The sequence below is a fragment of the Labilithrix luteola genome (assembly GCF_001263205.1).
GTDB lineage: Bacteria > Myxococcota_A > Polyangia > Polyangiales > Polyangiaceae > Labilithrix > Labilithrix luteola.
This window is the reverse complement of the sequence record NZ_CP012333.1, coordinates 3,945,001-3,965,495: the sequence shown is the minus strand read 5'-3', so window position 1 is coordinate 3,965,495 and position 20,495 is coordinate 3,945,001. Positions and strand designations below refer to the sequence as shown.

The 20,495-nt window shown below is 66.2% G+C and carries 18 protein-coding genes, 1 tRNA gene and 1 rRNA gene (1 of these 20 running past the window's edge); 7 read left to right on the top strand and 13 right to left on the bottom strand.

Features of this window, described 5'->3' with window-relative positions; translation table 11 throughout:
- The first annotated feature begins 43 nt into the window (after positions 1 to 43).
- Complete coding sequence (locus tag AKJ09_RS17715; RefSeq protein WP_146648378.1) at positions 44 to 658, top strand: hypothetical protein; 615 nt, start codon at positions 44 to 46, stop codon at positions 656 to 658.
- Here AKJ09_RS17715 and AKJ09_RS17710 read toward each other — a convergent pair whose 3' ends face one another.
- Entirely contained in the window at positions 659 to 1,303 is a 645-nt protein-coding gene (locus tag AKJ09_RS17710) for a carbohydrate binding domain-containing protein (protein ID WP_146648377.1), read from the bottom strand.
- A 123-nt stretch (positions 1,304 to 1,426) separates the two neighbouring features.
- Entirely contained in the window at positions 1,427 to 2,605 is a 1,179-nt protein-coding gene (locus AKJ09_RS17705; RefSeq protein WP_146648376.1) for a M20 family metallopeptidase, read from the bottom strand.
- A 103-nt stretch (positions 2,606 to 2,708) separates the two neighbouring features.
- Here AKJ09_RS17705 and AKJ09_RS17700 point away from each other — a divergent pair, with 103 nt between their 5' ends.
- Positions 2,709 to 3,851 carry an FAD:protein FMN transferase gene (locus AKJ09_RS17700; RefSeq protein WP_169927621.1) on the top strand — a complete coding sequence of 381 codons (1,143 nt, stop codon included), beginning with the start codon at positions 2,709 to 2,711 and terminating at the stop codon, positions 3,849 to 3,851.
- Here the strand turns inward: AKJ09_RS17700 and AKJ09_RS17695 are convergent.
- Genes AKJ09_RS17695 through AKJ09_RS53055 form a run of 3 tightly spaced genes read right to left on the bottom strand, consistent with a single transcriptional unit; the run spans position 3,848 to position 6,104 of the window.
- The gene (locus tag AKJ09_RS17695) at positions 3,848 to 5,230 is read right to left on the bottom strand and encodes a VWA domain-containing protein (protein WP_146648374.1); all 1,383 of its coding nucleotides are present in this window, start codon (positions 5,228 to 5,230) and stop codon (positions 3,848 to 3,850) included. The genes AKJ09_RS17700 and AKJ09_RS17695 overlap by 4 nt on opposite strands.
- A 26-nt stretch (positions 5,231 to 5,256) precedes the next feature.
- Complete coding sequence (locus tag AKJ09_RS17690) at positions 5,257 to 5,904, bottom strand: TlpA disulfide reductase family protein (RefSeq protein ID WP_169927620.1); 648 nt, start codon at positions 5,902 to 5,904, stop codon at positions 5,257 to 5,259.
- Positions 5,859 to 6,104 (bottom strand): DUF2059 domain-containing protein, encoded by a 246-nt coding sequence (locus tag AKJ09_RS53055; RefSeq protein ID WP_169927619.1) that lies wholly within the window; start codon positions 6,102 to 6,104, stop codon positions 5,859 to 5,861. Before AKJ09_RS53055 ends, AKJ09_RS17690 begins: the two co-directional genes overlap by 46 nt.
- 876 nt (positions 6,105 to 6,980) lie before the next feature.
- On the opposite strand from AKJ09_RS53055, the gene AKJ09_RS17685 reads away from it, so the two are divergent.
- Positions 6,981 to 7,054, top strand: a tRNA-Arg gene (locus tag AKJ09_RS17685).
- A 116-nt stretch (positions 7,055 to 7,170) separates the two neighbouring features.
- Positions 7,171 to 7,659, top strand: coding sequence for a tRNA adenosine(34) deaminase TadA (gene tadA, locus AKJ09_RS17680; protein WP_275936630.1), 489 nt, complete (start codon positions 7,171 to 7,173; stop codon positions 7,657 to 7,659).
- A gap of 5 nt (positions 7,660 to 7,664) precedes the next feature.
- Here the strand turns inward: tadA and AKJ09_RS17675 are convergent, their stop codons facing one another.
- The 5 genes from AKJ09_RS17675 to AKJ09_RS17655 all read right to left on the bottom strand — a co-directional run bounded on the left by AKJ09_RS17675 (position 7,665) and on the right by AKJ09_RS17655 (position 14,709).
- Positions 7,665 to 10,121 carry a biosynthetic peptidoglycan transglycosylase gene (locus AKJ09_RS17675; RefSeq protein ID WP_146648371.1) on the bottom strand — a complete coding sequence of 819 codons (2,457 nt, stop codon included), beginning with the start codon at positions 10,119 to 10,121 and terminating at the stop codon, positions 7,665 to 7,667.
- A gap of 157 nt (positions 10,122 to 10,278) precedes the next feature.
- Positions 10,279 to 10,749 carry a hypothetical protein gene (locus tag AKJ09_RS17670; RefSeq protein ID WP_146648370.1) on the bottom strand — a complete coding sequence of 157 codons (471 nt, stop codon included), beginning with the start codon at positions 10,747 to 10,749 and terminating at the stop codon, positions 10,279 to 10,281.
- 250 nt (positions 10,750 to 10,999) lie between these two features.
- Positions 11,000 to 11,455 (bottom strand): response regulator, encoded by a 456-nt coding sequence (locus AKJ09_RS17665; protein ID WP_146648369.1) that lies wholly within the window; start codon positions 11,453 to 11,455, stop codon positions 11,000 to 11,002.
- A gap of 191 nt (positions 11,456 to 11,646) precedes the next feature.
- Positions 11,647 to 14,100 carry a PAS domain-containing sensor histidine kinase gene (locus AKJ09_RS17660; RefSeq protein ID WP_146648368.1) on the bottom strand — a complete coding sequence of 818 codons (2,454 nt, stop codon included), beginning with the start codon at positions 14,098 to 14,100 and terminating at the stop codon, positions 11,647 to 11,649.
- Between the two features lie 162 nt (positions 14,101 to 14,262).
- On the bottom strand, positions 14,263 to 14,709 hold the full coding sequence (locus AKJ09_RS17655; protein ID WP_169927618.1) for a tellurite resistance TerB family protein: 447 nt from the start codon (positions 14,707 to 14,709) through the stop codon (positions 14,263 to 14,265).
- 195 nt (positions 14,710 to 14,904) lie between these two features.
- Here AKJ09_RS17655 and AKJ09_RS17650 point away from each other — a divergent pair, with 195 nt between their 5' ends.
- The 3 genes from AKJ09_RS17650 to AKJ09_RS17640 all read left to right on the top strand — a co-directional run bounded on the left by AKJ09_RS17650 (position 14,905) and on the right by AKJ09_RS17640 (position 18,693).
- Positions 14,905 to 15,924 (top strand): hypothetical protein, encoded by a 1,020-nt coding sequence (locus AKJ09_RS17650; protein ID WP_146648366.1) that lies wholly within the window; start codon positions 14,905 to 14,907, stop codon positions 15,922 to 15,924.
- On the top strand, positions 15,924 to 16,742 hold the full coding sequence (locus tag AKJ09_RS17645) for a hypothetical protein (RefSeq protein ID WP_146648365.1): 819 nt from the start codon (positions 15,924 to 15,926) through the stop codon (positions 16,740 to 16,742). The genes AKJ09_RS17650 and AKJ09_RS17645 overlap by 1 nt, the downstream gene beginning before the upstream one ends.
- A 253-nt stretch (positions 16,743 to 16,995) precedes the next feature.
- Positions 16,996 to 18,693 (top strand): serine/threonine-protein kinase, encoded by a 1,698-nt coding sequence (locus AKJ09_RS17640; RefSeq protein WP_146648364.1) that lies wholly within the window; start codon positions 16,996 to 16,998, stop codon positions 18,691 to 18,693.
- A 27-nt stretch (positions 18,694 to 18,720) separates the two neighbouring features.
- On the opposite strand, the gene AKJ09_RS17635 is transcribed toward AKJ09_RS17640, so the two are convergent.
- The 3 genes from AKJ09_RS17635 to rrf form a co-directional block, all read right to left on the bottom strand.
- Entirely contained in the window at positions 18,721 to 18,990 is a 270-nt protein-coding gene (locus AKJ09_RS17635) for a hypothetical protein (protein ID WP_146648363.1), read from the bottom strand.
- A gap of 138 nt (positions 18,991 to 19,128) precedes the next feature.
- Positions 19,129 to 20,049, bottom strand: a complete 921-nt coding sequence (locus AKJ09_RS17630) for a 2-deoxy-5-keto-D-gluconate 6-phosphate aldolase domain-containing protein (RefSeq protein ID WP_146648362.1) — start codon at positions 20,047 to 20,049, stop codon at positions 19,129 to 19,131.
- Positions 20,050 to 20,455: 406 nt separating this feature from the next.
- Positions 20,456 to 20,495, bottom strand: a 5S ribosomal RNA gene (rrf, locus tag AKJ09_RS17625); it runs 77 nt beyond the window's last position.

Below are 20,495 nucleotides of genomic sequence, written 5' to 3'. Positions count from 1 at the left end.
GCGCAGGTGGCGTGTCGATGTGGAAATGGTCGTGAGGTCCGTCGTGAGTCAGTCGCCGCCCGAACTCCCTGGGATGATCGAAACTGCCGACGACGGGGATCGGCCCTCGATCACCGACGTGAACGGTACCGTCGCCCGCTTCGAAATGGCGTACAGCCCGGACAAGCCGGAGCGCTTCGCCTTCGGGCCGCCCCTCTCGCAGCGCATCGGCTCCCTGCTCTACATGAGCTTCGCGCTCATCCTCGCCGGCGCCGTGTTGCTCGCTTACAACGGTTCGAGCAACTCGCGCCTCTTCACGTGGATCGTCGAGGGCGATCGGCATCGCCCCTTCGGCTCGATTCCGCTCACGATCATCGTGTTCTGCTCGGCCCTCGCCACCGTCGTGCGCGCGAGCCTCCGCGGCGTCATCGTCACCGGCGACGGCGTGGAAGCGCGCTACCTGCTTCCGATGGGCGTTCCGCGCATCCGAAAGTGGAACTGGGCGCAGATCGATCGCCTCGTCATCGCAGACGACGACGTGATGCTCGAGCTGTGGAACGGAACCTACGAGCATCTCCCGAAGGTGCGCGACGGCAAGAAGCTCGCCGATCTCCTCGAGCGTATCGGTGGAGCACGCGGCCGTACGATCACACGACTCGGCGCCAAACGCGCCGCGTGATCAGCGCACGCGCTCGAGCACGACGTCGTCCACCAGGATGCACTGCTCGGCCTTGGCCGGAGAGAGAGCGCCTACGCGCACGCGCAGCACGTCGGCCGGAGCCTCGAGATCGATCGTGACGGTGATCTGGGCGTAGTCGGTCCCCACGACGATGGGCGCCGTCACGACGCGCGTTCCCGACGCAGTCCTCGCTTCGATCGTCGCTGATGCGCCTTCGGGGGCCGGCCTCGTCGGGTGTGCCCTCACCCACGCCGTGAGCTGATAGCGCCCAGCGGGAACGAGACCCGCTCGATTCTCGATGGCGCTGTCCGGAGCATCACTCGTGGTGCAGACACGGCATGCGTATTCGCCGCTATGAGGAGGGACCGACCGAAGGGTGTGCGTTCCCTCGCCACGCCAACCATCGCATGCGGCGCTCGGCGCCTCGAAGTCCCCCTGCAGAAGCGGCGGGTCGGAGGTCGACGGTAACGAGGGTGCGAACGACGCGTCGACGTCGGCGATGGGCTCCGTCCTAACGGGAGACTGGGACGCCGGCGCGGGTTCGGTCGCGCCATGATCCTCGCTGCCGCGCGGCGCATCGCCCGAAGACGAGGCACATCCCAGCAGGACGATCGAACCTAGGAGCGGCACGAACCAACGACGCACTCCAGGAGTCTAACGATCCCACGGGCGCGTACGAGGCCCGTTCCTGCTCGGGCTCGGGCGATTAATCGCAACGCGACCAGAGAATCACGTCGCATCCGACGCGTCACGAGGTCGCGCAGAAGATCACCGCAGGGCGAGCCACTCTTCTTTGACCGTCGCGCGGAGCGCACCGTCGCCGAGGAGCTCCACAGCGGTGCGCGCCATGGCCTTGGCCGCATCGAGCGCCGAGCGAATTCCACGCTCGCTTCCCGCCGCCTCCTGGAAGCGATGCTGGTGGCAGAGCGCTTCGTTCTCGTCGACGATCGCGAGCCACGGATGGATCGACGGAACGACGTGCGAGACGTCGCCCATGTCGGTGCTGCCCGCGCCCACGCGGTCGTCCGTTTCGCGAGCTTCGATGCCGAGCTCGGCGAGATGCGCTCCAAAGCGTCGCGCCATGGCCAGGTTGTTGCGCATGTCGCGATAACCTTCACGCAAAACGATCTCGACACTCACGTCGCTCGCCATGGCTGCGCCCTTGGCGCAACGCTCGACGATGGCCCGCACGCGCGCGAGTTCGACGACGTCACGCGCGCGAACGCTGAACTCGCAGACGGCGAGCTCCGGGATGATGTTGACCGCCTGCCCGCCGTTGATGACGTATCCGTGGACGCGGACACCGTCGCGGAAGTGCACGCGCTGACCGTCGACGAGACGGAACGTATCCATGCACGCCGTGAGCGCGCTGGTGCCATCGTGCGGAGCCGCAGCGGCATGGGCGGGCGAGCCGCGGAACGTCATCACGAGCCAGAGATTCGCGAGCGCCGGATGCGCGAGGATGTTCCGATCGAACGGGTGGAACATCATGGCGGCGTCGAGCCCGTCGAAGAGGCCGGCGTCGATCATCTTGATCTTGCCCCCACCGCCTTCTTCGGCGGGCGTTCCGAGAAACACGACTTCGCCACCAACACGGTCGGCAACCGACGCGACGGCGAGGAAGGCCCCGACGGCGCTCGCCGCGATCAGGTTGTGACCGCAGGCATGGCCGATCTCCGGCAACGCGTCGTATTCGCCGAGGATGGCAACGCGCGGGCCGCTCGCCTTGCCCTTGCGTGCTCGGAGCGCCGTCGACATGCCCGCGAGCCCCTGCTCGACCTCGAACCCCCGACTGCGCAACAGCTCGGCGATCCACGCGGCAGCCTTGTGCTCCTCGAAACGAAGCTCGGGGTTCTGATGGATGTTCCGCGAGAGCTGCGCGAGGGCAGGCTTTTCGTGGTCCACTACCGCGTCGATGGCCTGGGAGAGCTCGAGGGAGAGGGGCATGGGTGCCTCCCGTCGGTACACGCGCCTCAGGTGGCTGGCAAGGCCGAGCCTGGACGCCGAAGTAGTGCTGTTCGAGAGGCCTTGGTATGACCAGCAAGCGTACATGAGAGGGGTCCTTCGCTTCGGAGCCGCTGCTGCCATTCTCGCGCTCGTCGCGTGTCGCGATCAGACGCCGGTGCCTTCGGCCAAGGGGCCCGACAGCGTCGAACCGCAACTGCCGGCAGTGCCGAAGAGCACGCCCGAGGCGGGCGCCCCATCCGAAGCCCGAGCGTTCGTACCCGAGCGCGTCCAGGGTGAGGGCATGGCGATGGGAACGCATCTCGCGTTCGCCGCGTTCACGACCGAGAAGGTCTCCGCCGCGAAGACGCGCGAAGCGTTCGACGCCGCCATCGCCGAGATCCGTCGCGTCGAGGCGCTGATGACCACGTGGAAGCCCGACAGCGAGATTTCGCGCATCAACGCGGCCGCCGGCAAATCTGCCGTGGCCGTCGGCGACGAGACGTTCGGCATCGTCAAAGAGTCGGTCCACGCGAGCGAGATCTCGGAGGGCACCTTCGACATCACCTTCCACACGCTGCACGGTTTGTGGAAGTTCGACGAAGACCTCGACCCGCATCCGCCCGCGGCCAAAGACGTCGCTGCGCGCCTTCCCTTCGTCGGCTACAAGAACATCAAGCTCGACGAAGCGAAGAAGACGGTGATGCTCGCCAAGGAGCGCACGCAGATCGGCCTCGGCGGCATCGCCAAGGGTTATGCGGTCGATCGCGCGGTGAAGGTCCTCGAACAGGCAGGTCTCACGTCGTTCTTCGTCCAGGCCGGAGGCGATCTCTTCGCGCGAGGCAAGAAGGCAGACGGCACCGATTGGCAGGCCGGTATTCGCGATCCGCGCGGCCCCGAGGGCTCGTATTTCGCGAAGCTTCCCCTCGCCGACCACGCCTTCAGCACCGCCGGTGACTACGAACGCAGCTACGTCATCGGCAACAAGCGCTACCACCACATCATCGACCCGCGCACCGGCCAACCGGCCACGGCTTGCCGCAGCGTCACCATCTGGGCCGAGTCCGCACTCGTCGCCGACGAGATCGACGATGCCGTGTTCATCCTCGGTCCCGAGAAGGGCATGAAGCTCGTGGAGTCGCTCGACGGTGTCGGGGCCGTGATCGTCGACGCGAAGAACAACCTCTGGGTGAGCAATCGCCTGAAGGGTAAGCTCCAGGTCGTCGGGGTGCCTTCCGACGGGATCTAGCGAAGCGAGAGCATCGTGCGCGCGGCGTCTTCGAGATCGCGCGCAGAGCGGACCTCGAGCACCGAGGTGCACTTCGACGCGTAGCGCGGCATCGCACTGTCGCCGGTGGCCCAGGCGGCGCGAGGCTCGGGGCAAAGCCAGATGACGGCGCGCGCGCGTGCCCGGATCGCGTCGAGAACTTCGGGCGCGGCGTCCGTGTAGTTGGTGCGACCGTCACCGAGGATCACCACGGTCGTCCGTCGATCCACGTCCGGAAGGACCCGCGCCTCGAAGGCTCGGAGCACGCGCCCATAGTTCGAGTTGTGGGTGACCGGAACGACGGCGCCCGAATACGCGCGCGCCAGGGCCGTATCGACCGACTCCTCCTCGAAGAGTTTCGTAGTCTCCCCCAGGTCACTCACGAAGACGAACGAGCGCGTTCCCGAGAAGAGCTCCTGCGCGGCATACGTCAGCTCGAGGGTGAACCGCGCGACAGCTCGAACCGAATCGCTTACGTCGCAGAGAAGAACGAGACGCGGCTTGTCTCGACGACGCGCTCGGCGCGCCAAGACGAAGGGAACGCCTCCGGTTCGCATCGCACGACGCAGCGTTCGATGGGCATCGACTCGTCCGTGAAGCGATCGCTTCCTGCGAACGCGCTCCCCTCCTCGGAGGCGCTGCACGAAGGCCCGAATCGCACGACGAACCTCGAGAGCCTCTTCGTCGCTCAACGTCTCGAAAGGAGCGGCTGCGCGATCTTCGGTTCGAGACCGCTCGACGTCACGGCGCTCGAGCGTGTCTTTCACGAACGTGCGGACGTCATCGGCCGCGATCTGGATTTCCCGTTTGAGCGCGGCGACGGCGGCTTCCCCGCGCTCGTCCCCCAGGGCATCGATCAGACGTACACGCAGGGCCTGGAGCTCGTTGTGCGCGCGATACGTTCCGACGTGCTCGAGCAGCTTGTGCGTGAAAAAGCCGGACTGTAGCGAGCTCTGCATGCCTTCGAGAACGCGTGCACTGCCGGCAAGCTGGAGCAGGCGGTCGAGCTCGGCTCCCCGCTGAACGAGCGGGCCCAGCGCACCATCGGGCGAGGCTGCGGCCATCGCCTCGAGGAGCTCGCGGACGACATCGATCTCGGCCTCGCTGAGCCCCTGGGAGGCGAGCCGCTCCCAGAGCGTGTGACGCGGTTTCCCAGCGAAGTAGGCATCGAAGACCGCATCGAAACGGACGCGCTCGCGGGCACGCTTCACCACCACGGCGGCGACCGCCTCGCGCACGGCCTCCTCGGACGACCAGCCGACGGCGCGAACGGCACGCACGACGTCGATCGCCTGCGACGTGGCGATGGCGAAGCCCGAGCGACGGAGCATCCAGAGGAGCTCGTCCGTCACCCGAAGCATGGTGCGAACCTCGGTCACGAAGGGGACTATCGCCCTGCAGCGGCCGCCTGGGAAGCAGGCTCTGCGAGGAGCGACTTGATGAGCGATTCGAGCCTCGCGTCGCCGCCCGGGTCGAAGCCCACCATGACCTCGCGGACGACGCCTCGCTTGTCGATGAGGAGCATCGTCGGCAGGCTCGAGATGCCGTACGCGCGGCTCGTGTCGCCTTCCTTGTCGACGACCACGCCGTAGCGCATCTGGTTTCGCTCGGCGAAGACCGCGGCTTTCTCCGCGGGGTCGGTGGTGATGCCGACGACGTTGAGGCCCTGCGCCCCGTAGCGGTCCTTGAGGGCCGAGAGCTTCGGCGCGAGCATCCGGCACGGGCCGCACCACGTTGCCCAGAAGTCGACGAGCACCACCTGCCCGCGCAGCTTGTCGAGCGACGCCGGCGCGCCCGACAGCGGCGTCACGTTGGTCCAGGCGGGAGCAAAGGCGCCGACGAGGTCCATGCGAAGGATGTCGTCCCCCGAGGGGCGGCGCGCGAGGGTCACCGCGGCCGTGACTGGACGCCCTCCCCGCGCGAGGCTCACGGAGATGCTCTCGCCCGCCCGACGAGACGCGACCAGGCGCGAGACCTCCGCGGGGTCGGTCACCTTGTTGCCGTCGAGGGCCACGATCCGGTCGCCGACGCGCACGCCAGCCTTCTCGGCCGGGGATCCCGAACGACGTGCTCGACGCCGACCCCGGGCTCGCCGCCCTTCGTCATCTGGACGCCGAGCCACGGCGGGGGCGCGAGGGCTTCGGCGGCACCGAGAGCGGGCGAGTCGGCGGCCTGGGCGAGGCCAGGTCCGCCGAGAGCGCTGCAAACGGCCAAGGCAGCGAGGAGACGTCTCATCCCCTCAAGCTTGACCCACAAAAGCTTCGTGGCGCCACCCGAGAGGGAAGCGCCACGAGGAAGCTCGACCTTTCGGTCGAATTCGGGTCCGCAAACGCCGCGGTTCGCGAACCGAGATCAAGAAATCAAGCAAGAAGGAACGAAGGTGGGATCGGAATGCCGGTCCCAAGGCATTAAGAGGGAAGGAAAGCGACGTCAGGAAAAGAAATCCCCGAAGGGACCAAGCAACCGGACATCCCCGAAGGGGACAAAGCGCGCGAAGCGCGCAAAACTAGAAAGACAAGCAAGGCAGCCCGTGCGCGAGATGGCCACGGACTCGTGCAGTTCACGCAGGCGTCCAGAGGTTGACCGAAGGGAGAACGGGGAACCTCGGAGCGCAGTGCACTCTCTGCACAGCGAAGCGGCACGAAGAACGAAACGCTCGAACCGCTTGCCAGGTTGCTTGGACGACGACGTGAGGCACAGCCCGCACCTCACACCGTCGTGCCAGTCACCTGCCGCTGGCTGACCAAAAGAAAGAAAGCCCAAAGGGGCCGGCCGGCAGCGCTGGGGCATAGAGCACCATGCGTGCCAAGGACGCTTTTCTTTAGGTTTCAGAGACATAAAGCGGCGGAGGCGAGCGTCACGTGGCTCATGCACTGTCATCCGGGTCAGCATGAGGGTGCCGCTCTGTATTTTTTGCGAGGTTGGCACGACTCTTCCGCCGGAGGGTCGAGGAGGGGACTTGGCGTTCCGACCCCACGAAAACCTCGAGAATGCGAGGGGTGGAGAGGAAAACGCAGAGAATCCGCTGAAGAACGAATTCTTCTCGTTGACACAGCCGCTGGTACGGGTATGTTGCGCGGCGTTGCGACGGCTTGAACGTCGCAGACGGTTGCGCCCGTAGCTCAGCTGGATAGAGCACTGGTCTACGGAACCAGGTGTCGGAAGTTCGAATCTTCCCGGGCGCGCTAGAGTTTCTGATGAGCCTCGACCTTCGCATCTCGCGGGTTCGAGGCTTTCGCAATTTTGCGCATTTTGCGTTTTGCGTTCCCCGTCGTAGATGTGCCCTCCAATGCAGGATCCGGTGTTGGAGCCAACGGACCAGGCCGACGTCGACGCGGCGTTCATGCGCGTCGCACTCGCCGAGGCGGATCGTGCGGCTGAGCGCGGCGAGGTCCCCGTTGGTGCCGTCCTCGTCGGCAAGGACGGGACGGTGCTCGCGACGGGCTTCAACCTGCGCGAGACCGATGCGGATCCCACCGCGCACGCCGAGATCGTCGCCATTCGCGCGGCGTCGAGGGCGCGTGGCTCGTGGCGCCTCGACGACACGACGCTGTACGTGACGCTCGAGCCCTGCCCGATGTGCGCAGGCGCCATGGTCAACGCGCGCCTCGGCCGCCTCGTTTACGGTTGTGACGATCCCAAGGCCGGCGCCTGCACGTCGCTCTTCACCATCGGACAGGACACGCGGCTGAACCACCGCTTCCCCATGACGCGGGGCGTGCTCGAGACGGACTGCGCCGATCGACTGAAGCGCTTCTTCGCCGCGCTACGAGCGCAGGGGAAGAAGTAGGCGGGTCAGTCGAGCGGCTGCCAGTTCGCGTCGTCTTCGTAGGGGTCGCGTCGCTTCGTGTTGAGAGGCTTGCGCGGCTCCGGTGTCGGCTCGCCCGGCTTGTGGAAGACCACTTCCTGCGCGAGGCCTGTCTCGAGCTCGGCATGGCTCACCTTGCCGTTCTTTTCGGCGATCTCCATGAGCGCGCGCAGGTGGTGCATCCAGGAGTCGGGAACCTGCGCGTTCTTCTCGCGCAGCTTGCCGTAGCGATTCGGTGAAGGCAGGAGCGACGCGAGGAAGAAGCACTCAGGCAGACTCAGCTCTTCGGGCCTTCGGCCGAAGTAGTGATCGGCCGCCTGCGTGATGCCGTACACGTCGGGACCGAACTCCACGACGTTGAGATACAGCTCCATCATGTCGTCCTTGCGGAACGCCTGCTCGAGGTAGTCCGTCAAGATGACCTCTTCGATCTTCCGCGACAGCGCCTTGTCGCGCGACAGAAAGAGGTTCTTGGCGAGCTGCATCGTGATCGTGCTCGCGCCGCGCACGAAGCGCCGGGCCTTGAGATTCGCGGCCACGCTGTTGCGGATGGCCGAGTGATTGAAGCCGTGGTGCTTGTAGAACGCACCGTCCTCGGTGGTCAGCACCGCGGCGACCATGAACGGGCTGATCTCGTCGAGCGCGGTCCATGCCGGCGTTCCCGGACCGGTCGTGGCTTCGCCGAGCGTCCCGTCGGGATGGTAGATGCGGTAGGTGAACGAGTTCTCGAATCGCTCGTGCGAGAGATCGGTGGGAACCTCCGTCATCTTGCAGCGATCGTCGATGACGTACTCGAGCGCGAGCTTGTCGATGGTGCGCGTGTCGAACGCGATGCGCGCCGTGGCGCCGAACGTTCCGCTCATGCGCGCGGCACGAACCGTGGGCAACAGGCCCTCGGGAGCGCTGTCGAGCAGCGCCTGACAGGACGCAGGGGCCACGTCGAGGGCGAGCGAGAGACCGAAGTGGTCGGTGGTCTCTTCGAGCGTTCCGTGCGTGCGCACGTGCAGAGCCCCCATGTCGAGCTGCGCGTCGTCGATTCGGAGACGCCCCTCATGATCCAGAACGCCTCGCGCAGCCGCCGAGAAATCCAGCCGTTTGATGGGCTCGAGCGACAGCCTCGGTTGCTTGACGGAGATCGAACGAAGAGCGAGCTGCCCATCGAAGGTCAGCGTTTCACCGCTCGCATCGAGGACGACCTGGCCCTTGCCGGATACGGTGCCACGCCCGACGTCGAAGAGACCTTTCGCGCCTTCGGGCACGCCGAGGAGCGCCAGCGATACCGGGCCTCCCGAGAGGCGCGCCGTAACGTCGCCGCGCCCCAACGGGATCTCGGCGTCGACCGAGAGGGGCGTTCCCGCGGAGCGTCCGCTCTCGTCCTTCGCAGCGTCGTTCTTCTCGCTCGTGAAGCTCAACCGCACGAGGTCGCCGCGCCGCTCGAGGCCGAAGGGCCCCGGACCGAAGGCGAAGGGCTCGCCGCCCACGTCGAGCTTCACCGAGAGCCCGCCCACGTCCACCTTGGTGCCGTCCGGAACGCGCGTGCCGAGCGAGGTCGCCAGCGTGGCCACCCGCGCACGCAACGCCTGCAGGTTCGGCAGCGGCAAGACCGGCTCGTTGGGCGCCGCGACCACCTCCGCTGGCTTGGCGCGCGCCCCCTTCCCCTTCGGAGTCGGCGGCGGCAGCGGCGGCGGCGCAGGCTCGACGGTCGCCGTGGCCTTGGTCGCGGCCTGCTTCGCGGCGGGATCGCCGGCCTGCTCGACCTCGATGGCAACCGCATTCAGCCGTCGGAGCGAGCCATCGGTTCCGAGCTCGACGTCGCCGTCGGTCACGCGAATCGTCGTCCGCTGGTGATTCGCCGAGAGGTGCGCGCCGGCGAGGCGAAGCGAATCCCCTTCGCGAACGAAGCGCAGGTGGTCTCCGCTCAGCTCGCCTCCCGAGGGCATCTTCCACGCGAGCGAAAGCCCCTCGACGGTGACTGGCGTTCGGGACGAGCCTTCGCTCGTGCCCGAAGACGCCGGCCCATCCTTGCGGAACGCGCGCAGACGATCGACGAGGTCCTCGGGCTCGCCTTCGACGTGGATGCCGCCTCCTTGGGCCGTGATCTCACGAAGGCCGAGGCCGCCCGAAATCCCGACGCGCACGTCGTCGAGTCTCACCTCGAGGCCTTGGACACCCGCGAGGCGTACCTGAACGTCCTTCAGCCGAATGGCGAAGAAGCCAGGACGAATCCCTCCGACGGAGACCTCGAGCCTGCGCTTGGCCGCCTCGCTGCCGATCCGGGCGCGGACGATGGGCCCGAACGCTGCGGCGGCGAAGACGATGGCGAAGGCAACGGCGCCGAGCGCGATCCATGCGTTGCGAGGGACCGCACGCACGCGCGCCAGAAACGCCGTTCGGATTACTCCGAAGGACATTCGTTCTTTGGGGCGCGTCGGGGCGCGAAACATCGTCGCCCATCCTAACGCTTGGCGCGCCCAACCTCATCACTGCGTCCGTCATTGGGCTTTTTCTGCCCACCCCTGCCTACCGTCCAGCCGCATTGCCGGCCGGATCATGGTCGAGGTGCAGGGCGACCCACCGTCGCGCTTCGCCTTTCGCATCCAGTCACGACGACGGCTTTCGGGCGGCGGTGATCGTCACGAACTCGTTCGCATGGCTGTAGCGGAGCTCGAATCCGGCTTCGAACGCCACCCGGAGAAGCCCGAGCTTCGCGCGAGCGTTGCAGTCCGCGAGCATCTGCTCGAGCCGTCGAACGTGGAGTCCCTGGCGATCGCCACACTTGGCGATACGTCCGATCTTCTCGCGTAGCGCCCGCGCGACGTCTTCCGACGCAACGGCATTCCTGGTTTCGACGCGCACCTCCCTGGCCGAGTGGACGAGGGCATACGAGATGAGGGGCGACGGAATCGAGGCACCGTGCTTGATGGCATTCTCGAGGAGCTCCGCGGAGGCCATCGCTGCGGCGTCCTGGATGTCGGGAGCGAGATACGAGAGTTCGTCACAGACGAGCTGCCTTATTTCGCGGACCTCCAGCCAGTCCGGCGTGATCGTGCGTTCGATCCGCTTCTCCTCCATCGTGTCCCCCTTGTTCGTGAACGTCGAATCCGATGCGTCTATCGCCGTTCGGGTGCCGATCTCAGAAACGGTGTGGTCGCGTCCGCGTCCGCGAGTTATCGCGACATCGTCGGAGAGAATTCGAAGAGCTGAGCGTAGCGCGGTGCATCATCGCTGCCAGTGGCACTTCTCCGCGCGGCGCCCGCGACACTGCACGCGGAGACGCACTGCACAGGCGAGCATCGAAGACGACGGCCGACGGCCGACGGCCCTACATCGTCGAACGACGAGGCGACGGCACCTCGTTCAGCAGCAGCCAGAAGAGGCCGAGCGTCTTCACGGCTTCGGAGAACTGCGCGAAGTCGACCGGTTTGCGCACGTAGCTGTTCGCCCCGAGCGAGTAGCTGTTGACGATGTCTTCGTCTTCCTTCGACGACGTCAGTACGACGACGGGAAGAAGCTTCGTACGCTCGTCGGCGCGAATGCGACGAAGCACGTCGAGGCCGCTCAGGCGGGGCAAGTTCAGATCCAGCAGGATGATTTGCGGAACGATCGATGCATCACGCCCGGCGTGCGCGCCCGTTCCGAAGAGGTAGTCGAGAGCCTCTTCGCCATCGCGCGCGACGACCACGTCGTTCGCGATGTTGTTCTTCCTGAGTGCACGAAGCGTGAGGACCTCGTCGTCCTCGTTGTCTTCGACGAGCAAGATCACCCGGCCAGAACCCATGCGCATTTCTCCTGGGATTCCCTGGCTGCGCTCCCCCCGAACGTCAGCGAGTCAACGACCACACCCCGCGAGCAGCGACGACTCGGCGAGCCCTCGGCGAGCCCTGAGCGAGCCCTGAGACCGAATCCGAACGGTCGCCGACACTCGCAAAGACCACCCCTCGACGATTTGTCGTAGCACGGTCCGCACAATCAGAGCGAGCTCGATGAGGGCGTCAGACTGGTCACCGTGGTGGTCGGCGCGTGCGCGAGCTCGTCGCGACGTGTCGGATCGTTCACGAGCGTGAAGCGAAACACCGCGCCTTCCCCTTCGACGCCTTCCCCCCAAACCTGTCCACCGTGGCGCCGCACGATACGCTGAACGGTGGCCAAACCGATCCCGGTGCCTTCGAACTCCGTGCCCTTGTGGAGCCTGCGGAATGGCGCAAAAAGCTTGTCGTGGAGTGTCATGTCGAATCCCGCCCCGTTGTCGCGAACGAAGTAGATGGGAACGTCGTGGAGCGTCTCCATGCCGAACTCGATCCGTGCATGGCCGCGCTTGCCGGTGAACTTCCACGCATTTCCCAGGAGATTTTCGAGCAGCGCGCGTAGGAGGTGCGGGTCGCCGTCGGCCACGAGGTTCTCGGCCACCAGGAAGTCGGTGCTCTTCCCGCGCGCCGGATCATCCTGTTCGAACTGAGCGACGATGGCCTTCGCGAGCTGCGTCAGATCGACACGTTCACGACGAAGTTCGGTGCGGGTGAGACGAGCGAGCGCCAGGAGCGCGTCGATGATCTCGGCCATGCGTTCGGCCCCCGCCATGATGCGTTCGAGGTTCGAGCAGCCCTCGGCGTCGAGGACCTTCGCGTAGTCCTCGAGGAGCGCCGTGCTGAACCCGCTGATCGCACGCAGAGGCGCGCGCAAGTCGTGAGCCACCGAATAACTGAACGCCTCGAGCTCGCGGTTGGCGACCTTGAGATCGTCCTCCATTTGCTTGCGCCGCGAGATGTCGCGAATGGCACTCGAGACGAGAAGCCCTTGCTCGGTCTGCAACGGGCTCAGGCTCACTTCGACGGGAAACTCGCTGCCGTCTTTGCGCTGGCCATAGAGCTCGAGTCCCGATCCCATCACGCGCACTCCAGGATCAGCGAAGTAGCTGGCGCGGTGGCGCAGATGCTTTCCGCGGAAGCGCTCGGGCACGAGGATGTCGACGCTCTTGTCGAGGAGCTCCCGACGCGGATAGCCGAAGAGCGCTTCGGCCTGCGCATTCACGAGGGTCACGTTGCCCTCCTTGTTGACGATGACCATCGCGTCGGGAGCCGCTTCGAGAAGGGCTCGGAACTTCGCGTCGGCCGCGCGCTCCTCGTTTAGGCGGCGAATCGACTCTTCGGCGCGCTTGCTCTCCGTCCGGTCGAGCGCGATCCACATGCAGCTCTCGGCGTCGAGCATCGTGGCGCCCATCAGGACGGGCACGCGCGAACCGTCTTTACGAAGAAACTCCTTCTCCCAGGGGTGAGCGACGCCCCGCAATCGAAGCTGCGCCAGCGCTGCGCGATCGACGGGCTTCCACTCCGGAGGCGTCAGCGTCGCGCCGAACGGCACATCCATCAGCTCTTCACGGCTGTAGCCGATGATGGATAGGAAGGTGTCGTTCGTCTCGCGAACTTTGTTGTCCGCGTCGGTGAGGACGATCCCCATGAGGCCCGACTGCGCGAGCTTGGCGAAGCGAGCCTCGCTCTGCTTCCGTTTGCGCTCGGCCTCTCTTCGCTCCGTCAGATCGAGCACGAAGGCGATGCATTGCGAGGTCGTCACGCTGGGGCCTTCGACCATCGCTGCGCCGACCATGATGGGCAGGCGGGTGCCGTCGCGGCGGAAGTGCTCCTTCTCGTACGGCACGGCAACGCCGCGAAGGCGAAGGTGCTCGATCGCGCGCATGTCTCGTTCCTGCCACTCCGGCGGCGTGAGATCGGCCCAGCGGAGGCGCCCGGCGCGGAGGTCGGCTGGCGTGTAGCCAATCATCTCGAGGAACGCGTCGTTCGCGTCGAGGATGCGCCCATCGAGTTCGACGGTCACGATGCCGATGATTCCGGCCTCCGAAAGGCAACGAAAGCGTGCCTCGCTCGCGACGAGAGCAGCCGCGACGCGCTTTCGCTCGACGATCTCGCGGGCGAGCTCCTCATTCTTCTGCGTGAGCTCCGCGGTGCGCTCGCGGACGCGCGATTCGAGCTCGGCGCGCGTCTTGGCGAGCTCGTCGTTGGCGCTGCGAAGCTGCTCGGGCGTGGGCATCGAGAGCGCTCTCGGCACCAAGCGAACGAGAAGCAGCGCGGTCGGTACCGACGCGGCGGCAGTAATGGCCTTGAACAAACCGGACAGCCAGTAGGTCGGCGTCCAGAGCGTCCAGATCTCCATCACGTGGGTGGCGCCGCACGCGATGATGAACATGCCGAAGCAGAGGAACATCCAGTTGAAGGGGATGTCCTTACGCTTCCGCGCGAAGTAAATGAGCGTGAAGGGAATCGAGATGTACGCGAGGGCGGTGAGCCCGTCGGAAATCACGTGGAGCCACACGAGCTCCGGCTTCCACAGGTAACAATGCCCGTGCGGCATGAAGCCGTCGGACGAGACTAGGCGCTTCAGAAACTCGGGGCGCTTCAGAAACTCGGGCATCGGCGCTCTTCGACCAACAAGCTCACGCAGCGCCCAGCGCGCGACGCGAATCTGGGTTTAAAACGCCCGTCTACCCCGGGCGTCAATCGACAGCGCGAGATCTGCGGCGAACGGCAAATCGTCGCGCGTCACTCGAAGGCGACGTCGAACGTTTCGCGGCCGTCACCTTCGAGGCGCGAAGGAATGGCCTTGAAGCTCGTTGGCCCAGGTCTCGTCGGGCTTCCGGAGGGGCTCGAGATCGCGCGCGATCTGCACGAGTTCGGCCTTACGGTTCTCGGTGAAACCGAAGAGCGTGGCGACCTCGTCGAGGAGGGCCTTCTCCTTCTCGTGGACGTTCTCGTCGAGCCCGCTCATCCACGCGGCCGCCACGAACGCGAACGACTTGTCGCGCGCGCTATGCGCGTCGAAGAGGAGCTCACCGACCGTCAACGGACGCTCGAGGAGTTGATCGAGCCGCGCACGCAGCTCTTTGGTGAGGTTGAAGATCTCGGACGCCGCACGGACGCCCTGCCGTTCACGGTCTTCGAGGTCCCCGTCTGCCCAGGCCATGGTGATGAGCAGGGCGAGGGTTTCGGTGCACGCGTCGGCGCTGATGGTGAGCCGTTTCATGGGCGAAACTATAACCCAAGCTACCTCAGCCATGAACTCGCCCTGAACTCCCGAGCGCGGGTCCTCGCGGATGCATCGATGGCGCTCCGGGAGGGGTGGAAGGACGTCGTCGAATCGGTTGGCCACGTCCGTTGACCGGGGGCCGGATGGCCTGGCAACCTGCCTGGAATGTTTCGTGCCGGACTGCGATTCGCCTTGGCGGCATCGTTGACGATGGGGGTGGTCGGCCTGGCGCCGGTGGCTCGCGCCGACGAGCCCGCCCCTGCTTCGGGAGGCGACGCGTCGCCCACCGTGAACGAGCAAGCGCGCAAGCACTTCTCGGCCGGCGTCGCGCTGCTTCAAGATCCCGACGGCGAGAAGGTCGAAGAGGCCTACCGCGAATTCAAGACGGCCTACGAGATGTCCGGTTCGCCGAAGGTGCTCGGCAACATGGGTCTCTGCGCCATGCGCCTCGAACGCGATGGAGAGGCGATCGACGCCTATTCGCGGTACCTGCGCGAGGTGAAGGACATCGATCCCGAGGAGCGGGCGCAGATCGTTCGTGACCTCGAGACGCTCACGGTCGGCGTGGCGAGGCTGACCATCGAAGTCAACAAGCCGGGCGTTCGCCTGGTCGACGTACGCTATCCGGTGCGCGGCGAACGCATCACGAACGTCTACGGTCCGGTCGACGGGAAGATCGAGATCGGTGTGCGGCCCGGACACCACGTCCTTACCGCACGTCTGCCGGGCAACGAAGACGCCACGTGGGAGCTCGAAGCGTATGCCGGCGGGCGCGACAAGTATTCGTTCACCCTGCGCGAGCCGCCGCCGCGCGTCGCGCCCCTTGCGGCCAGCACGACGTCGTCGCGATCGTCGAGCAACATCGGACCTTGGCTGGTCATGGGTACGGGCGCAGCCATGCTCATCGCCGGCTCGGTGACCGGCATCGTGGCGCTCGGCAAGACGAACGACCTCGCCGATCGCTGCCCGTCCAACACCTGCCCGAAGAGCTTCGACCTCGACGGTGCTCGCTCCGACGCCAAGACCTTCGTGCGCATCACCGACGTGTTGCTGATCGGCGGTGGCATCGTGACCGCAGGCGGCATCGGTTGGCTTCTCTTCTCGAACAGCAGCGAGAGCTCGGCTCCTGCGCCGACACCGACGGCGAAAAAGCTTCCGTCCATCGGCTGCAGCGGCACCGGCTGCAGCGCTACGTGGGAGACGACGTTCTGATGGCTTCCAGTCTTCGTTCCTGGCTGATCGTCCCTACCTTGCTGCTCGCCGGCGGAGCGAGCTCATGCTTCGCGGTGACGGATCTGGACCGGTTCCAAAAGCCGGCCCAGAGCGATTCGAACTTCGTCGACCTCCGGTTCACCGTGCGCGGCATGACCTCGCACGTCACGGAGCTCTTCGAATACCGCGTGGTCGACGCGAGCAACATCATCCAGTCCCGAGGCTTCGCCTTCCCTCTGGGAAAGCCGGACGCCACGCTGTTCATCCGAGGTGCCATTCCCAAGCAGAACGGGCCGTTCCACCTCGATTTCTACGCCGACCACGACAACTCTGGCGGCTACGACAACGACCGGGACAAGATCAACGACCACGCCTGGCGGCTTCCGCTCGACGAGAACACCACGAACGACCAGGGCGCCGTGGAGGTCGTTTTCGATCACAACACCTCGTTCACCTACCTGGCCGACCCCACCCCACCCCGCGAGATCGGCAACGCGGCCACGGTCCGTTTCTCGGGGATGACCGAGCTCATGGGACGGCGCGTCGAGGTCCGCGTGGCCGACGCGAGCTCGAAACGCGTTGTGGCGCTCTACCGCGTCCCCCAGGTCGTCCGGGACAGCTTCGATGTGAGCGTCCCGGGAATGATCGAGTCGGGCGTGACCTACTCGATCGAGGTCTATACAGACGATGGTGCCGCGACGCCGAGCACCATCAAAGCGTATCGCGTGCAGCAGGATTCCACGGCGGGAGGCCTCGATTTCCTGTTCAGCCTGCCCCAGCTGGCCTCCGCTCAAGTCACCGACGTCCCGCCTCCGTGACGAGTGCGCCTGTGCGCCTGATGCGCCTGGTGCGCCTGGTGCGCCTGGTGCGCCTGGTGCGCCTGATGCGCCTGTGCGCCTGTGCGCCTGATGCCTTGCCCACCACCGCACCGTCATCCCGACCTTCACACTTCTTCGCAATCGCGCGGCGCGCCGAGCCCTGCGGGATATCCGCGTCTCATCGACCTGTCACTCATCCGGGTTCTCGTCCTTCGGACCGAGAACGGCTAGTCTGGGAGATCGGTCTCGTCCGATGTTCTCTCCCGACGACATCATCGAAGGAAAGTACCGCGTCGTCCGGCATATCGGGTCGGGCGGCATGGGCGCGGTCTACGAAGGCGTCAACGTTCGTATCGGCCGGCGTGTCGCCATCAAGGTGCTGCACGCCCAGGTCGCCGAGATGCCCGAGTTCGTCGAGCGCTTCGAGCGCGAGGCGCAGGCCGCGGCGCGCATCGGTTCGCCGCACGTTTGCGACGTCCTCGACCTGGGTGATCTCGAGAACGGCGACCGATTCATCGTGATGGAGTACCTCGAGGGCGCGAGCCTCGAGGAGCGGCTCGAAGCGAAAGACAGCCTGACCGCCCAGGAGCTCGCGCCGATCGCGTTCGAGCTTCTGGAGGGCCTCGCCACGATGCACGCGGCGGGCGTGGTCCACCGCGATCTGAAGCCGGCAAACGTCTTCCTCGCGAAGTCTCCGGGCGGGCGCGGCGAGATCGTGAAGATCCTCGACTTCGGTGTCGCGAAGGTCCAGCCGCTCGGTGGCCAGCTCGGCACGATGACTCAGACCGGCGCGATGATGGGAACGCCGCTCTACATGTCGCCCGAGCAGGCGCGCGGCGCTCGCGATGTCGACGCGCGCACGGACGTCTACGCGGCCAGCGTCATCTTCTATCGGGCGCTCGCCGGCATCCTTCCGTACAAAGCCGACACGCTGAACGAGCTGCTCTTCAAGATCGTCCTCGAAGATCCGAAGCCGCTCGTCGAGATCGTTCCCGACGTCGACGCGACCTTCGCCGCCATCGTCCATCGCGGCCTCAATCGCGACGTCGAGCAGCGCATTCCCAACGCACGCGAGTATCAGTCGCTCATCGCCGCGTGGGGGAAATCGCAGGGCCGGCAGAGCCTCGCCTTCGCGACCACGATGGCGAGCGACAGGCCTGCGCCGGCAGCCAAGCCCATCTCGAGCAGCGGAAGCCGGCCTCTCGCGAGCGCGGAGATCCTCGAGGTCGAGCGCTCGACGAAGAGCCCCGTGCAGATCTCTGCCGCGCCGCGCACGGCGGTGAGCGGTGTGCCGGCCACTGCCGTCAGCAACGACCTGGCGCGGATCGCCATTCAAGCCCCCTCGCCGGTCGATCCCTCGTCACCGAACAGCGGCACGCCGATCGTCTGGTCCGACGACGACCCGCCGAAGAATCGCTCGCTCTCGCTCGAGCCAAGCGGCCCCACGCTGACCTCGCGCGTCAGTCACGAATCGACGTCCGCCGGCGTGGCCTCGACGCACGGCCCTGCGCAAGCGCCCGCCAAAAAGCGGCCGATCATGCTCGGGGCCATCGGCGCAGCCGTCGTTGCGATCGCGGCGATCGTGGTCGTGACCCGCGGTGGCGACAAGACTTCGTCGACCAGCGCCGCCACGTCGAGCGCGCTGCCAGCGCCGTCGAATCCTTCGCCCAATGCGGTGCCGGCCGATTCGGCACCGACGGCAGCGCCTCCGCCTGCGGAGACGAAGATCGTCGATCTCGCGCTGGCAGCCCCCGATGCGGCCCCTGCTCCGCCGGCGGTCGCGGCGACGGCGAAAGAGCCGTCTCCCACGAAGCGCGAAGGCGTGGCGAAGCAGACGCGCCCAGCCGGCACGGAAGCGACGACCGCGGCCGGGATGGCAGCGACGCCTTCGGCCACGGCGGCCCCGACGAGCTCGGCCCACGGCCGGAAATACCGCACGAACATCGACTGACGCGCCTGCACGGGCGCGTTCTACGGATCAGTTGGTCGCGTTGGAGCAGCGACCGCTCGAACAGCGTCCGCCACGACAGTCCGAATCCGAGCCGCACGCCCCGCACTTGCCGCTCGAGCATTTCCCGACGTTGCAGTCGGAATCGGAGCCGCACGCCCCGCATTTGCCGCTCGAGCACTTCCCGAATCCGGCGCAGTCCGCATCGGACCCGCAACTTGCGGCGTCCGCGGGACTCAACGCGATGCCGAGGCTCAGTCCAAAGGCCACGACGGCCGCCACTCGGATGCGCTGGTTCATGTTCGCCACTCCCCCTCGCGCTCGTTCGACTCGAGCGCTCACGCCGTATTCTATGGCATGTCCGTCGAGAGACGCGAGGGGCCCTCGCGTCGGCAGCGCTGAATCGCCGGATGACAGCGTCCGCCGTCCGTCATCGAGCTACGCCGGGTTCACGCGGGCGCTTTCGAAGACGTCGACCCACTCGCGGTAGCGCGTGGCGATCGCGTTGGCAGCTTCTTCGCGCGAGATCTTCTTGGCTTCGTAGTCAGCGACCGAGTCCCAGAAGGTGGTGCGTCCAACGGCGAACCCGATGTACCCGGGGATGCTGGCCGCTGTACGGAGCCACTTCTCGACTTTCGCCTCGCTTGCTCCTCGACCCAGCACGATGCATCCGACTTCGGACCGTCCCTGACGACGTGCGGTCTCGACGAGGCGTTCGCCGTCTTCCCTTCGAAGGAGTCCCTCCACCTTCCAAACGGCGGGCTCGACCCCCTTGTCCTGCAGGGTTTCGATCGCTGCTCGCATGAGGGCCGGCCGAAGGTTCAGGTCGTAGGCATCCTTGTCGCCGTCGACTTTCCGTAGCTGCGCGTCCGTCGCCGGAACGAGCAACTCGAACATGAGCGGAAGGCGAGCCCTCGAACAGTAGGAGGACAGCGCGACGAGCCTTTTGGTCTGGCGTTCGTTCAGCGCGGCATCGCCATCGGGGTTGTATCGAACGAGGGCCTTCGCGAAGGTCGGGTGGAACGCGGCGAGGTGACTTCCGAACTCGTCGCCATACTCGAACTCGAACTCCTTCTGACCACTCCGTTCGGTCGAAACCGCGGTGATGTAGTTCGACGCCTTCGCGTCCCTCAGGATCGCCGCCCCGAACTCCTCGTCCACGAGAATGCCGGAGGTCTCGGGTGAGACCCCAGCCCTGAGTGCCTCTACGAATCCCTCGTAAATGACGCGCTTGCTATCGACGACTCGTGCGTGCTGCTCGGCCGTGAGCGGCTCGGCATACCCGAACATCTTGCTCAGGTACGACGCCCGATGGTCGAACGGCAAAATGCAGAGCGGTTTCGTATAGCCGAGCACCATGGCAGTTCCCCGCTCAGGGAACGTAAGACCCATGAAGTCCGCGGCGATGCGATCGACGGGCTTTTCTCCGGCGACCCGAACCGTCGATGAGCTGAGCACAGACCCGCGGGAGCCCCTCGAGCGCGCTCCGTGCGCCGAAGGCGCGAATCGCAGATCCTTCGACCGCCGAAGCGCACCAAACGCGAGCTGCTCGAGCGCAGGGAGCGCCGAGAACCGGTGCGTGCGGCAGTGCGCTCGAGCACGGCCGTCAGGTCGTACGTTGGATGAGCTCGAATCGCCAGCGCCGGGCCGAGACCAGGACGGAGCCGTCCAGCGAGCGCCGAGGGCAGACCCGAGATGCGAGATCCGGAAGACAAAAAGCAAAAAGCCCGAGAGGAAAAACCTCTCAGGCTTTTTGGAAGAATAATCCCGGCGACGTCCTACTCTCCCACACGGCTACCCGTGCA

Coding starts and splice junctions, on each gene's coding strand:
- AKJ09_RS17705 (WP_146648376.1), bottom strand. CDS start 2,605: ATGCCCCTCTCCCTCGAGCTCTCCCAGGCCATCGACGCGGTAGTGGAC.
- AKJ09_RS17700 (WP_169927621.1), top strand. CDS start 2,709: ATGAGAGGGGTCCTTCGCTTCGGAGCCGCTGCTGCCATTCTCGCGCTC.
- AKJ09_RS17695 (WP_146648374.1), bottom strand. CDS start 5,230: ATGCTTCGGGTGACGGACGAGCTCCTCTGGATGCTCCGTCGCTCGGGC.
- AKJ09_RS53055 (WP_169927619.1), bottom strand. CDS start 6,104: ATGAGACGTCTCCTCGCTGCCTTGGCCGTTTGCAGCGCTCTCGGCGGA.
- AKJ09_RS17675 (WP_146648371.1), bottom strand. CDS start 10,121: ATGTTTCGCGCCCCGACGCGCCCCAAAGAACGAATGTCCTTCGGAGTA.
- AKJ09_RS17670 (WP_146648370.1), bottom strand. CDS start 10,749: ATGGAGGAGAAGCGGATCGAACGCACGATCACGCCGGACTGGCTGGAG.
- AKJ09_RS17665 (WP_146648369.1), bottom strand. CDS start 11,455: ATGGGTTCTGGCCGGGTGATCTTGCTCGTCGAAGACAACGAGGACGAC.
- AKJ09_RS17660 (WP_146648368.1), bottom strand. CDS start 14,100: ATGCCCGAGTTTCTGAAGCGCCCCGAGTTTCTGAAGCGCCTAGTCTCG.
- AKJ09_RS17655 (WP_169927618.1), bottom strand. CDS start 14,709: ATGAAACGGCTCACCATCAGCGCCGACGCGTGCACCGAAACCCTCGCC.
- AKJ09_RS17645 (WP_146648365.1), top strand. CDS start 15,924: ATGGCTTCCAGTCTTCGTTCCTGGCTGATCGTCCCTACCTTGCTGCTC.
- AKJ09_RS17640 (WP_146648364.1), top strand. CDS start 16,996: ATGTTCTCTCCCGACGACATCATCGAAGGAAAGTACCGCGTCGTCCGG.
- AKJ09_RS17635 (WP_146648363.1), bottom strand. CDS start 18,990: ATGAACCAGCGCATCCGAGTGGCGGCCGTCGTGGCCTTTGGACTGAGC.
- AKJ09_RS17630 (WP_146648362.1), bottom strand. CDS start 20,049: ATGGTGCTCGGCTATACGAAACCGCTCTGCATTTTGCCGTTCGACCAT.